Consider the following 12757-nt stretch of genomic DNA (forward strand, 5'->3'; position numbering starts at 1 on the left):
TTTACGTACAGTGCAGACCTTACTTGGCGGTCTTGAACTGGTTGAACGCCTTCGTCAGGGACGATTGCGTCGGCAGGTCGATCACGGCCAGCGGCTGCAGGGTCTTGAGGGCAGCATCGCTCAGGTAGACCTTGGGGTCGCCAGTCAGCTTCTTGTCGACCAGGGCGGTTGCCTTGGCGTTCGGGTTGGCATAGCTGACCTTGTTGGAGATACCGGCCACGACCTTCGGGTCCAGCACGTTGTTGATCCACTTGTAGCCGTTGTCCACGTTCTTGGCATCCTTCGGGATGGCCAGCACGTCGATCCACATGATCGTGCCCTTGCTCGGCACGATGTATTCCAGGTTTTGTGGCTTCTTGGCAGCGGCAGCACGGTCCTTGGCCTGGTACACGTCGCCGTTGTAGGCCATGCCCACGCAGACGTCACCGTTGGCCAGCAGGTCGATCGGGCTGTCATTGAAAACGCGCACGTCCTTGCGAACGGCCTTCAGCGTGGTCAGTGCGGCATCCAGGTTGGCCTTGGAGAAATCATTGGCCGGCTTGCCGTTGTACACGTTCACCATGGCGAACAGATTCTTGGTCATGGTGATGAAGGAGATACCGCAGCTCTTGAGCTTGCTGGTGTACTTGGGGTTGAACACCAGTTCCCACTGGTCGGCCGGCATCGGCTCGCTACCCAGGGCCTTCTTGACCTTGTCGACATTGATGCCGAAGGCCATCGTGCCCCACATATAGGGCACCAGGTACTTGTTGCCCGGGTCGACGGTCTCGAGCTTCTTCAGGAATTCTGGATTCAGGTTGCCCAGGTTGGGTAGCTTGCTCTTGTCGATAGGCAGGAACACGTTGGCGCCGATCCACTTGCCGGCGTAGTCGGCGGAGGGATAGACCACGTCATAGCCGGACTTGCCGGTCAGCAACTTCGACTGCAGCACTTCAATGCTGTCGAACAGGTCGTACTTGGTCTTGACGCCCGTCGCCTTCTCGAAATTGGCGATGGTGTCGTCGGCGATGTAGTCGTTCCAGTTGTAGACGTTGACGGTACCGGCAGCTTGCGCACCAAGGCTGACAGCGTAGGCAACGGCGGCGCCGATGAGCGTGGGCGCAAAGCGGAAATTAGCCATGAGGGGGGGACTCCGAGAACTAGGCAGTGAAAAAGACGGGAATTCCCGCCAAACCCTTAGCCGAAGCGGATTTCGGCGCGCAGTATTACACCATGCAGATTTCCGAGAATGGGAAATATTTCGCGCTGTTACAAGCACGGCAACATCATCTAGCAGGAGCTGTCGCGCCGCCGCCACAGCGCCTCCTGACGGTGGCTGGTAAGATAGCGGCAAGACTCAAGAAAGCCCTACCAATGCGCACCTACCTCGACCTGCTCCAGCACGTACTCGATCACGGCACCGAAAAGACCGACCGCACCGGCACCGGCACCAAGTCGGTCTTTGGCCACCAGATGCGCTTTGACCTGAGCCAGGGCTTCCCGCTGGTCACGACCAAGAAGGTCCATCTCAAGTCCATCATCCACGAGCTGCTGTGGTTCCTGAAGGGCGACAGCAATATCGCCTACCTGAAGGAAAACGGCGTCAGCATCTGGGACGAGTGGGCCGACGAAAACGGCAATCTGGGCCCGGTGTACGGCGTGCAGTGGCGCAGCTGGCCCACGGCAGACGGCCGGCATATCGACCAGATTTCGCAGCTGATCGACCAGATCAAGCGCAATCCGGATTCGCGCCGCCTGATCGTTTCGGCCTGGAACGTGGGCGAGATCGAGAACATGGCCCTGCCGCCTTGCCACGCCTTCTTCCAGTTCTATGTGGCGGACGGCAAGCTCAGTTGCCAGCTCTACCAGCGCTCGGCGGACCTGTTCCTGGGCGTGCCGTTCAATATCGCCTCCTACGCCTTGCTGGTACTCATGGTGGCGCAGGCTTGCGATCTACAGCCCGGCGACTTCGTCTGGACTGGTGGCGACTGCCATATCTATTCCAACCATATGGACCAGGTGCAGTTGCAACTGAGCCGCCAACCGCTGCCCTTGCCGACTATGAAGCTGAATCCGGACGTGAAGGATATCTTTGCCTTCAAGTTCGAGGACTTCACCCTGGAAGGCTACGAGTCGCATGCGGCGATCAAGGCGCCGGTAGCCATCTAAGCCCCCCTACCCCCTGGCCGCCTCAAGGCGGCCAGTGTATTTCATGCCGTCCAATAGCCTAAGCGCCACTCCATGCTTTCTCTGATCGCCGCCCTCGCCCGTAACCACACCGTGGGCATCAACAACACGCTGCCCTGGCATCTGCCGGACGACCTGAAATACTTCAAGGCCACGACCAGTGGCCACCCCATCATCATGGGCCGCAAGACCTATGACTCGATCGGCCGCCCCCTGCCCAACCGGCATAATATCGTGGTGACGCGCGATACCCGCTGGCAGGCGGAGGGAGTCACCGTGGTGCATTCCATTGCCGATGCCATCAAAGCTGCCGGCGAGGTCGACGAGGTATTCCTGATCGGCGGGGCGACGCTGTACGCCGAAGCCCTCCCCTTTGCCGACCGGCTATACCTGACCGAGATCGAGGCCGATATAGAGGGTGATGCCTTTTTCCCGGCCTGGTCACGGGCCAATTTTCGTGAACTGCAGCGAGAAAAACGCCAAGGCCCGGAATTTGCCTATAGTTTTGTGGTCTACGAACGTCAAACCTAACTCCCTCAACACTGCCAGACCCGGGCAGGCAGCGGGGCCGCGACTACATGAGTACAGACCCGCACGCATCTTTGTTCGCCGAGATGGCGAAACTTTCGCCCCTCCCGATGCTGGCCGTCGACGCCGAGACTGGGGCCGTGCTGGCACTCAATCAGTTGGCCCGCGATACGCTCGGGCTCGGCAGCAAGGAACCGGCGCTACGCGATCTGTTCGACAATCCCAGCCTGGCCCGGCAGTTCCTGCTCATCGCCCGCAACAACGGTTTCATCCGCCAGTTCGAGGCGCGCATGCGGCTCGCTGGTGGGCAGCGGGTCTGGGTGCTGTTGTCAGCCAGGCTGGTTGAGCTGGAGGGCAAGTCCGCACTGATCGTCAATCTGACCGATATCCATGAGCGGCGGCTAGTGGAAGAGGCCCTGCGCGAGAGCGAGCTGCGCCATCGCCGGGTACTGGAGACCGCCAACGAGGGCTACGCCCTGTTCGATGCCCGCTCGGGCGAATTGCTCGACGTCAATCCTGCCTTGTGCGAACTGTTGCTCTACCCGAGGGATGAGCTCCTGCAGCTGCGCCCCGAGCAGATCGTGACCGAAGACAGCGCCAGCAAGCTGAAAACGCCGCTGGACCGCTGGGGCAGCGCCAGCAATCACAAGCTTGAGCTCGGCATGCGTCGCGCCAATGGCGAGAAGATCACGGTCGAGGTCAGCGTATCGGCCATTTCCGACCAGGATGGGCGGGTCACCTCGGTCTTCGCCCTGGTCAGCGACATCACGGCCCGCAAGCTCAGCGAAGAGCGCGTGCTCTACCTCGCCTTCTACGACACGCTGACCGCCCTGCCCAATCGCTTCCTGTTTGCCGAGCATGTTGAGCAGGCGCTACGGCAGCGGGTACGCACGGACCGCCACCTGGCCCTGATGTTTGTCGATCTGGACGACTTCAAGCAGGTCAACGATACGCTGGGGCACGATGCCGGCGACGAGCTACTGAAGGTGGTGGCGAAACGGCTGATGGCCTGTGTGCGCAACACCGATACCGTCTCCCGCCAGGGGGGCGACGAATTCATGGTCTTGCTGGCCAATCTGGGCAATGCCCGGGATGCTGCGCAGGTGGCGGAAAAGATGCTGGCTTCGCTCGCCGCCCCGGTCTTGCTCGGTGAGGAAGAGGTCACGGTCCGGGCCAGCATCGGTATCGCACTGTGTCCGGAACACGGTGAAAGCATGGCCCAACTGCGGCGCAATGCCGATATAGCCATGTACCAGGCCAAGTTTGGCGGCAAGCACCGCTATGCGGTCTACGACGTGGCGGCGACCGAGGACTAGGTGTCGAACCGAGGCGTGACTTACGCCACTTTGAGAATGGCCTGGATGAACAGATAGACGACAGCCAGCAAGCCGGCAGCCCAGGCGGTCGAACGCAGCGAAGCCCAGTTCGCCATATAGAACACGCCGTGCAGGACACGAGTAATGGTGTAGATCACCGCGGCGATATTGACCTGATCCGCAGTAACACCCGTCTGGATCGCCACCAGCACCGCCGCCAGAAAAGCCGGATGGGACTCGAACGAGTTGTTCTGCGCCCAGACGGCACGGGCCGGAAAGCCTTCGAGCTTGGCCTGCTGCAAACGCGGCGTGTAGTTGTTGTAGCGACGTTTGCTGCCATCCGGCGCCTTGCCGAACTTGCCGAAATAGACCCAGATATAGGGCAAGAGAATCACGATCAGCATGCAGCTATAGGCAATCGCCATGGGTGTCTCCGTAAGAGGTTTGCCGGGATGTTAGCCCAAGACGTCACGCCGCGTAGAGCGTGGCGCCCGAAAACGCTAAAATGGCGGTTTCAGGGTTCGTCGGCGAAGCATTTTCTGCTTCCGACACCCCTTGCGGACTTACAACCGAGGAGAACAGCATGTCCATGGCCGACCGTGATGGCTTTATCTGGTACAACGGTAAGCTCGTTGACTGGCGCGAAGCCAATACCCATGTGCTGACCCATACCCTGCACTACGGCCTGGGTGTGTTCGAAGGGGTGCGCGCCTATGAAACCAGCAAGGGCCCGGCCATCTTCCGCCTCGACGATCATACCGAGCGTCTGTTCAACTCCGCCAAGATACTGGGCATGAAGCTGCCCTACACCAAGGCCGAGATCAACGAAGCCCACAAGCAGGTAGTGCGTGAGAACAAGCTGAAGTCCTGCTATTTCCGCCCGATGGCCTTCTATGGCTCCGGCAAGCTGGGCATTGCCCCGCCGGTGGACGATGTGCATGTCATCGTGGCGGCCTGGCCATGGGGTGCTTACCTGGGTACTGATGGCCTGGAAAAAGGCATACGGGTCAAGACGTCCTCCTTCACCCGGCACCATGTGAATGTCACCATGTGCAAGGCCAAGGCCAACGGCAACTACATGAACTCGATCCTCGCCAACACCGAGGCAGTCCGCGATGGCTATGAAGAAGCGCTGCTACTGGATGTGGACGGTTATGTGGCCGAAGGCTCGGGCGAGAACATCTTCGTCATCCGCAAGGGCAAGATCTACACGCCGGACCTGACCAGCTGCCTGGCAGGCATCACACGCGACACCATCTTCCAACTGGCAGCCGAAGCCGGCTACCAGGTCATCGAAAAACGCATCACCCGCGACGAGCTGTACATCGCCGACGAAGCCTTCTTCACCGGCACTGCCGCCGAAGTCACCCCCATCCGCGAACTGGATGGCCGTCCTATCGGCGAAGGCACCCGCGGCCCGATCACCGCGCAGCTGCAGGCAGCCTACTTTGCCGCGGTCAAGGGCGAATCGGCGCAGCATGCCAACTGGCTAACCGTCGTCTGATCCGCGGCGGAATAGCAGAATCATTACCCATAGGCGGGGCCCGACCGGGCCTGCCGAGCAACAGGAATCGTCATGAGCCAACTCAAAGAAAATACCCAGACCCATATCGAAGTGGAAGCCAAGGACCTGCCCTTGTACTGCCCGATGCCGGATATGCTGAAATGGAACGCCCACCCGCGCGTGGTGATCCCGGTGGGTAATACCGGCGAGGCGCTCTGCCCCTATTGCGGCACCAAGTATGTGCTCAAGGGCGGCCCGGCCGGCCACGGACACTAAACTTGACCCAGCCTTACCGCATTCTCGCCATTGCGCCGGCCTGGGTCGGCGACAGCGTCATGGCCCAACCGCTGTACCAGCGGTTGAAGCAGTATCGGCCAGACGCGCACCTGACCGTGATGGCACCCGACTGGACCTTGCCGCTGCTGGACCGCATGCCGGAAGTGAACGCGACGATGCGCAACCCTTTCGGTCATGGCGCCTTGAAGCTGGGCAGCCGCTGGAAGCTGGGTCGCAGCTTGCGAGGACAGTTCGACCAAGTGATCGTGCTGCCGAACTCCTTGAAGTCGGCGCTCGTCCCCTGGTTCTCCAAGACGCCGCTACGCACCGGCTTTGTCGGGGAGTCCCGCTACGGTCTGCTCAACGACGCCCGCACGCTGGACCCGAAGGCGCTGCCCCAGATGGTGGAACGCTTCGCCATCCTGGCCGAGCCGGAAGGCAAGCCATTGCCGCGCCCGGTGCCGGCCCCTCGCCTGACAGTCCAGCCGGAATCCCAGCAAGCCGCCTTGCGTGACCTGGGGCTCAGTGCCGAACGTCCCGTCGTGGCTTTCTGCCCCGGTGCCGAGTTTGGCCCGGCCAAGCGTTGGCCATCGCGGCACTTTGCCGAGCTGGCGCGGCGCCTGACCTCGCAAGGGTTTGCGGTCTGGCTGTTCGGTTCCGCCAAGGACAGGCCGGACACCGAAGCCATCGCCCAGATGGCCGGCGTTCCGCTGGTAGACCTTGCAGGCCGGACGTCGCTGGCGCAAGCCATCGACCTCCTGTCGCTGGCGCATCTCGTGGTGACCAATGACTCCGGCCTGATGCACGTAGCTGCCGCCTTGCAACGACCCGTCGTGGCGCTCTACGGTTCCAGCAGCCCGGAATTCACGCCGCCCTTGAGCGAACGGGCGGAGATCGTCAGCCTCGATCTGGAGTGCAGTCCCTGCTTCGAGCGCAATTGTCCACTGAAGCACTTCGATTGCATGGAGAAGCTGGACAGCGATCTGGTCGAGGCCGCCATCGCCCGTACCCTGACCAAGCCGCCTGGCACGCCAGCCAGCCCCTATATCCCGATTGCACAGGCCTGACCGGTCTGGTGACCAACAAAAAGCGCCCTGATGGGCGCTTTTTGTTGGTGATGCCTATGTGACCGGTTAGAGCGTCCACGATCCCTTGATGAACACCTCGTTCTGCTTCTGCCTACCGTAAGCATCCAGCTCGCGGGCATTGGCGATCGTTGCCCCGACGTAGATGGCCTTGCTGAGGCCTTGCTTGTGCGCATAGACCAGCGACCAGGTATTGCGCTTGTCGCCATGGCTGACGGTATTGGCGTAGGCAGTCTGGTTACGCTCGATCAGGCCCTGCTGCCAGATCAGTCGTGCCGTATCGTTGGCAGTAAAGTGCCAGATGGAGTTCCATTGATAGGCCGTCTCGGTGTAGGCACGGTTTCCCGTCTGCATTCCGCCATCCACCCAGACGCGGTCCAGATTCTGCTCCAGCTCAAACCGCTCATGCAGGCGCATACGGGTGAAGACCGACAGCAGCCCACCCTTACCGATCCGGCCGTTCTCATAATCGACCTGATCACCCAGCTCCAGCGTGACCGTGAGGCGATTGAGCAGCTTGGACGGTGCGCCATCGGCCTGCAGATGCACATAATCCCGCTTCAGCAGGGGGCCGGGCGCTTCCAGCCTGACGCGCTCGTTACCATGCCACTCCAGGTTGTAGAAGCTGTCATAGGGTCCGGCAAGAAACAGCCCCGGTACGAGATGTCGCGACACGGTCCGCCCGTCCCGATCCGCCACATATTCGGCATTCAGATAGGGATTGGTTTCGCGCCAATTGCCTTCGTGGGCAAACTTGCGATTGAGTTCGGCGTGGACGCTGCGTATGCCTGTCTGGGTGATAAAGCCGTTGTCAGCCCGAAAATCCCGGCCGATATCCTTGTAACGCCCGAAGAATGTCCAGTGGTCCGTCTGCCTGGAACCATCCAGATACAGCGCATGCCCGTCCGTCCCCTCTCCGCGCGCGACACGACCATCGGGCTGCAGTTGAGCGGTGCTTTCGCTCCACAGCAGCTGGCTGCGCAGACGAGTCTTGTCATCCACCTGCCAGGCGGCATCCCCGCCCAGTACGCGGTTGTAGCCACGGCCTTCCGTCAGGGTACGGTCGGTAAACAGCCCGCCAAACTGCCAGTCGCCCCGACGTACGCTGCTGTGCGCGATTGTCGCCTGCGACTTGAACTCCTGCGAAGCAAAGCCATTGCCATAGGCACCCGGCAATACCATCAGCCCGCCACCATCGTCACGGGTGGTCAACACCGTCGCATCGGCTGTTTCGCCCCGCCAGGTGGCGCGGGCGCCCCAGGCCGGATCGGTGATCGCACGGCTATGGATCACCTGCAGCATGCCCTGCTCCGGGTCCGGCGCCTGCAGCAGGTCAGCTCCCTCCAGGAAGAACGGCCGTTTTTCCGGGAAGAACACGGCGAAACGGCTGTTACCCGCCAGCGCCGGCGTATCGAGCTCCACCTGGGAGAAATCGGGATTGACCGTCAGGTCCAACACCCAGTCCGAGCGCGGCCGGACCTTCATATCCAGCGAGACAGCGACTTTCTGCTCCGTCGTCTTTTGACCATCCACTTCGGTCTTCTCGGCACGACGCGCCAGTATCTGCGGTGTCACTGTCCAGTTGAGTCCCTGCTCGGGTGGCGTCATGCCCTGCAGCGGACTGCTGTAGCAGAGGAAACACCGGGTATCCCGTGGGATGGGCGCACTGGTCAGACGGTAGCGGTCACCTCGCGTCATGCTGCGCAGTACCATGACTCGCCATTCCTTGCCGCCGCCGTTGTAGGCCAGCGCAGAGAACGGGATGCGTAGCTCGGCTACCCAGCCTTGCTCGGTACGGCCGGTCTTGGTCTCAAACTCATAGTCGGGCGAGAAATCCTCGCCGCCCGTATCGGTGAACATGCCATCGCCGATCGCGCCGCGCGGATTGACGCGAAAGAACTGGGCAGACTTGCTGTCCCCGGCGGGGTCCAGATAGAAGACGAAGAAGTCCTGATCACCCAGCACCTTGTCACGACGCGCAAAGGGCTCGCGAATTTCGCTGGGGTCCGGGTCCATTGCCTCCAGTGCCACGTAGAGATACTGCTCATCGTAGGCAATGCGCATGGCCGTGCCTTGCACAGCAGGACGTAGGTCATTGGGCGTATGTTCATAGAACTCGGCGTTACGCGGCGCCTTTTGCCAGGCGGCATCGTCCAGCTTGCCGTCCAGCAGGATTTTTTCATCACCGGTCAGGTGATAGGCATTGACCGCAGCCGTGGCAGGCAAGGCAAAGGTCAGGGCCAGGATGAAGGCCAGCTTCTTCATGGCGGCTCCCTCAAATTGTTATTAGTTGTAAAAGCTGCGCACTATATCGAATGAATATAAAAGATTCGCCGCCGTTGCGACGAAGCGCAAACGGCGGCGATGAATGGCGATCCTGCAGGGTAGGCAAGCCAGGACTGGCTTGGCGCCCCGACCGATCAGTCGCGGAAGTTCTGGTACTGGAGCGGGAATTCCTCGATCGACTTGCGGACCAGGGCGATCGTGTCCTGCAACAGGTCGCGCTTGGCGCCACTCACGCGCACGGCATCGCCCTGGATGCTGGCCTGGACCTTGAGCTTGGAATCCTTGATCACGCGCACGATCTTCTTGGCCAGCTCGGTCTCGATGCCTACCTTGACGGTAATGACCTGCTTGACCTTGTTGCCGCTGACCTTCTCAGTCTTGGCTTCGTCCAGACAACGGGTATCCACCCCGCGCTTGGCGAACTTGCCCAGCAGGATTTCCTTGACCTGCTCAAGCTGGAAATCATTGTCGGCAAAGACCGTCAGGACCTTCTCGGCCTGTTCGATGCGAGCATCCGAGCCCTTGAAGTCAAAGCGGGTGCCGACTTCCTTGTTGGCCTGCTCGACGGCGTTCTTCACTTCTACTTCGTTGACTTCGGACACGATATCGAAAGACGGCATAATCTTGCTCTCCTAAGGGCCGATCGAGCCGACCGGCCAAACCAAATAAAACACGATTTTACCCGAGCCCGCCATGAACCTGCCTACTCAGCTTGATGATTTCACCCGTAAAACCGCCAGTCAGGTGGTTTACCAGATTTTCCCCGAGCGTTTTGCCATCGGTGGCGGGCTCAGCAGCGAAGCCAAGCTGGCGCAGGCGGCCTACGACATTCCCGGTGCGGTCAAGCGTGGCTGGGATGAGAGCACGCTGAACCAGCCGTGGGGCCAGCAGTTCTACGGCGGGGATCTCGATGGCATTGCGGACAAGCTCGACTACCTGACGGAGCTGGGCATTACCGGCGTCTACCTGACCCCGGTCTTCAGCGCCCCCAGCAACCATAAGTATGACGCCACCAATTTTTTCAGCATCGACCCGATGTTCGGCGGTGAAGCTGCGCTCAAACGCCTGACCGACGCCCTGCATGCCCGCGGCATGACCCTGACGCTGGATGCCGTGCTCAATCATGTCTCCGACCAGCACCCGTGGTTCCTGGCCGCACAGGCAGGCGATGCCGAAAAGCGCGACTGGTTTACATTCCGCGAGGATGGCAGCTACCTGTGCTGGCAGGACTACGGCCTGATGCCGGAGCTTAACCTGGACAACCCGGCTGTACGTGATGTGCTCTACCGCCAACCGCGCAGCCTGGTGCAACACTGGCTGGCACAAGGTATCGACAACTGGCGTTTTGACGTGGCGCAGGATGTCGGGATAGCGGTGGCACAAGAGATGGCCGCCAGCGTGGGACGGCACTATCCGGATGCGGTGTTGCTCGGCGAGCTCAATGGCTATTCGGCATCCTGGTTCCAGGCAGGCGGTGGTTTTCACGGCATGATGAACTACTGGTACCGCACCGCTACCCTGGCCTGGCTTGCCGGCGAGATCGACGGCTTACAGATGAACAAGGCCCTCCAGGACGCGCGCAGCGGCTATGGCCTCAAAGGCCTGCTCTGCTCCTGGAACATGCTCTCCAGCCACGACACACCGCGCCTGATCACGACCGTGGGCAGCGTGGAAAAGGCCAAGCTGGCACTCCTGATGCAACTGACCATGCCGGGCGTCCCCTTGATCTATTACGGCGAGGAAATCGGCATGGAAGGCGGCGCAGACCCGGATTGCCGCCGCCCCATGCGCTGGAATGAAGCCGAATGGAACATCAACCAGCGTGACTGGGTACAGAAGCTCATCACCATCCGCCAGTCCAATCCCGCGCTGCAATATGGCGAGGTCGCCGTCCTGGGGGACCGCCTGGCTGGCAACGCACTGGTATTCCTGCGCCACACCGAGGTGCCGGGCGAAGCCGCGCTGGTCATCGTCAACCTGGGAGATACCCCCTTGCAGACGCGACTGCTGCTGCCCTACTCCCACTGGTATGACGGCGTTCCCCTGCAAGATGCGCTCGGCAATGCCAAAGAGGTCAGGGTCCAGGCTGGCAGCGTGTTGCTCGATGTCCCGCCCCATAGCGGTGTGGTGTACCAAGCCACAGAACCCTACAAAAACTACACCTTCTTTAAACCACGCAATCGCGCGTGAGCTAGACTGAGGAGCAAGGCGGTCCTGGACGGGACCGCAGTGAAGAAGGGCATGTCGGCGTGGCGGACACCGCATCACTCTACAAGCGAAAAGTGCTTTTCCTGGCGCAAAAGTTCTTTATCAAGGACAACCAGGGAGAGTTGCTCCTTTGCGCGCACAAATATGACTTCGACATTCGCTTCTTCGACCAGATGGCGGAGTTTGTCGAGGCTGCCATGCAGTCCGGTCAGGAAGACCTGTTCGTCGTCGATCTGGACGTGCTGTACAACATGCAGTTCGACAGCAATCGCACCATGTTCCTGGGCGACCTGCTCCAAGGCCTGCCGGCACAGCATCACTATGTCTACCTGCAGACCGAAAAGCAGAGCGGTCGCTTCCTGTTGCAGAAGATGCTGGTCGAACATCGCTGCCTGGCCTATGCCGACAAGCCGATCGCCAACGACGTGCTGGTCGACAAGCTGTTCAACCTGTTCGCCCAGCGTAAGCAGGACGAAACCAGCCGGGTGCTGTACCTGGGTGATCAGATCGCCTTCGATACCACCCTGCTCAAGACACACCATGTCGAGCTGATGCATCACCCGGATGTCCAGACGCTGCACCTGCTGGTCAAGCAGACACAGCCTGCCGTGGTGATCATCGAAGACAAGCACTATCTGCGTACTGAAGTGATCGTACGGGTACTGAAGCGCAATATGGAAGTCGATCCCAGCCTGGAGATCATCATGTTGCAGAACAAACCCGACCCCGCCCTCGCCCGGCGCGCGATCGAGGGTGGCTTCGATGAAATCATGCTGTTCAAGGATGTGGACGTTCTGACCCACCAGTTGCTCAATCGGGTGAGCAAGATCAGGGTCAACAAGGATCTGATCAGCAAAGACAGGGCGACGGGCCTCCTGAACAAGATCGGCTTCCAGTTCCGGGCGCAGGAACAAATCAAGCGCGCCGCCCTCGCGGGCGTCCCGATGAGCCTGGCCGTGATCGATATCGACAAGTTCAAGACCATCAATGACACCTGGGGTCATTATTTCGGCGATATCGTCATCAAGCGGCTCTCGCTCCTGCTGGGCAGCCATATGCGGCCGCAGGACCTGCTGAGCCGTTTTGGTGGTGAGGAATTTGTCATGCTGTTCTGGGACTGCCCGCTGGCGCAGAGCCTTGAACGCGTGGACCAGATGCGCAAGGCATTTGGCGAGATCGTGTTTGCCGTCGCGCCGGGCAATAACCGGCAGTTTGCGTTCAGTGGCGGCCTGGCCGCCTATCCCGAGTTCAAGACCGAGAACGAATTGTTCCTGCATGCGGACGCCCAGCTGTACGAGGCTAAGCAATCCGGCAGGAATCGTATTGTCGCCTAGCCCCCTTCCCTGCACCGGCCCGTATCAATGAACCGATCAGGGCCGGTTCGGCCC

Annotated in this window: 12 protein-coding genes; 8 read left to right on the forward strand and 4 right to left on the reverse strand. The window is 60.7% G+C overall.

Annotated elements, in window-relative coordinates; translation table 11 throughout:
- Nucleotides 1-19: 19 nt before the first annotated feature.
- Nucleotides 20-1120, reverse strand: a complete 1101-nt coding sequence (locus tag ACYVHK_RS07505; RefSeq protein WP_460529271.1) for a type 2 periplasmic-binding domain-containing protein — start codon at nt 1118-1120, stop codon at nt 20-22.
- A gap of 233 nt (nt 1121-1353) precedes the next feature.
- On the opposite strand from ACYVHK_RS07505, the gene ACYVHK_RS07510 reads away from it, so the two are divergent.
- The 3 genes from ACYVHK_RS07510 (at nt 1354) to ACYVHK_RS07520 (ending at nt 4010) form a co-directional block, all read left to right on the forward strand.
- Complete coding sequence (locus ACYVHK_RS07510; RefSeq protein WP_460529274.1) at nt 1354-2148, forward strand: thymidylate synthase; 795 nt, start codon at nt 1354-1356, stop codon at nt 2146-2148.
- A gap of 72 nt (nt 2149-2220) precedes the next feature.
- Nucleotides 2221-2697, forward strand: coding sequence for a dihydrofolate reductase (locus ACYVHK_RS07515; protein ID WP_460529277.1), 477 nt, complete (start codon nt 2221-2223; stop codon nt 2695-2697).
- Nucleotides 2698-2780: 83 nt separating this feature from the next.
- The gene (locus ACYVHK_RS07520; protein ID WP_460529280.1) at nt 2781-4010 is read left to right on the forward strand and encodes a diguanylate cyclase domain-containing protein; all 1230 of its coding nucleotides are present in this window, start codon (nt 2781-2783) and stop codon (nt 4008-4010) included.
- A gap of 20 nt (nt 4011-4030) precedes the next feature.
- Here ACYVHK_RS07520 and ACYVHK_RS07525 read toward each other — a convergent pair whose 3' ends face one another.
- A complete protein-coding gene (locus ACYVHK_RS07525; RefSeq protein ID WP_460529283.1) occupies nt 4031-4435 on the reverse strand; it encodes an MAPEG family protein in 405 nt (134 codons plus the stop codon).
- A gap of 158 nt (nt 4436-4593) precedes the next feature.
- Here ACYVHK_RS07525 and ACYVHK_RS07530 point away from each other — a divergent pair, with 158 nt between their 5' ends.
- The 3 genes from ACYVHK_RS07530 (at nt 4594) to waaF (ending at nt 6857) form a co-directional block, all read left to right on the forward strand.
- Nucleotides 4594-5514 carry a branched-chain amino acid aminotransferase gene (locus tag ACYVHK_RS07530; RefSeq protein WP_460529286.1) on the forward strand — a complete coding sequence of 307 codons (921 nt, stop codon included), beginning with the start codon at nt 4594-4596 and terminating at the stop codon, nt 5512-5514.
- A 72-nt stretch (nt 5515-5586) separates the two neighbouring features.
- Nucleotides 5587-5790 (forward strand): zinc-finger domain-containing protein, encoded by a 204-nt coding sequence (locus tag ACYVHK_RS07535; RefSeq protein ID WP_331988406.1) that lies wholly within the window; start codon nt 5587-5589, stop codon nt 5788-5790.
- Between the two features lie 2 nt (nt 5791-5792).
- Nucleotides 5793-6857, forward strand: coding sequence for a glycosyltransferase family protein (gene waaF / locus ACYVHK_RS07540; RefSeq protein WP_460529290.1), 1065 nt, complete (start codon nt 5793-5795; stop codon nt 6855-6857).
- 66 nt (nt 6858-6923) lie between these two features.
- On the opposite strand, the gene ACYVHK_RS07545 is transcribed toward waaF, so the two are convergent.
- Both ACYVHK_RS07545 and ACYVHK_RS07550 read right to left on the reverse strand, forming a co-directional pair.
- Nucleotides 6924-9140: a carbohydrate binding family 9 domain-containing protein gene (locus tag ACYVHK_RS07545; RefSeq protein ID WP_460529293.1), complete on the reverse strand. Its 2217-nt coding sequence runs from the start codon at nt 9138-9140 to the stop codon at nt 6924-6926.
- 155 nt (nt 9141-9295) lie between these two features.
- Nucleotides 9296-9781, reverse strand: coding sequence for a YajQ family nucleotide-binding protein (locus ACYVHK_RS07550; protein ID WP_460529296.1), 486 nt, complete (start codon nt 9779-9781; stop codon nt 9296-9298).
- 73 nt (nt 9782-9854) lie between these two features.
- Between ACYVHK_RS07550 and ACYVHK_RS07555 the strand changes: the two genes are divergently transcribed.
- A complete protein-coding gene (locus tag ACYVHK_RS07555) occupies nt 9855-11351 on the forward strand; it encodes a glycoside hydrolase family 13 protein (RefSeq protein ID WP_460529299.1) in 1497 nt (498 codons plus the stop codon).
- Between the two features lie 59 nt (nt 11352-11410).
- On the forward strand, nt 11411-12703 hold the full coding sequence (locus ACYVHK_RS07560; protein WP_460529302.1) for a GGDEF domain-containing protein: 1293 nt from the start codon (nt 11411-11413) through the stop codon (nt 12701-12703).
- Nucleotides 12704-12757: the final 54 nt, after the last annotated feature.

It is taken from the genome of Chitinimonas naiadis (assembly GCF_054780835.1).

Excerpts from the sequence above, each read along its gene's own strand:
- ACYVHK_RS07505 (WP_460529271.1), bottom strand. The coding sequence starts at position 1,120 with ATGGCTAATTTCCGCTTTGCGCCCACGCTCATCGGCGCCGCCGTTGCC.
- ACYVHK_RS07510 (WP_460529274.1), top strand. The coding sequence starts at position 1,354 with ATGCGCACCTACCTCGACCTGCTCCAGCACGTACTCGATCACGGCACC.
- ACYVHK_RS07515 (WP_460529277.1), top strand. The coding sequence starts at position 2,221 with ATGCTTTCTCTGATCGCCGCCCTCGCCCGTAACCACACCGTGGGCATC.
- ACYVHK_RS07520 (WP_460529280.1), top strand. The coding sequence starts at position 2,781 with ATGGCGAAACTTTCGCCCCTCCCGATGCTGGCCGTCGACGCCGAGACT.
- ACYVHK_RS07525 (WP_460529283.1), bottom strand. The coding sequence starts at position 4,435 with ATGGCGATTGCCTATAGCTGCATGCTGATCGTGATTCTCTTGCCCTAT.
- ACYVHK_RS07530 (WP_460529286.1), top strand. The coding sequence starts at position 4,594 with ATGTCCATGGCCGACCGTGATGGCTTTATCTGGTACAACGGTAAGCTC.
- ACYVHK_RS07535 (WP_331988406.1), top strand. The coding sequence starts at position 5,587 with ATGAGCCAACTCAAAGAAAATACCCAGACCCATATCGAAGTGGAAGCC.
- ACYVHK_RS07545 (WP_460529293.1), bottom strand. The coding sequence starts at position 9,140 with ATGAAGAAGCTGGCCTTCATCCTGGCCCTGACCTTTGCCTTGCCTGCC.
- ACYVHK_RS07550 (WP_460529296.1), bottom strand. The coding sequence starts at position 9,781 with ATGCCGTCTTTCGATATCGTGTCCGAAGTCAACGAAGTAGAAGTGAAG.
- ACYVHK_RS07555 (WP_460529299.1), top strand. The coding sequence starts at position 9,855 with ATGAACCTGCCTACTCAGCTTGATGATTTCACCCGTAAAACCGCCAGT.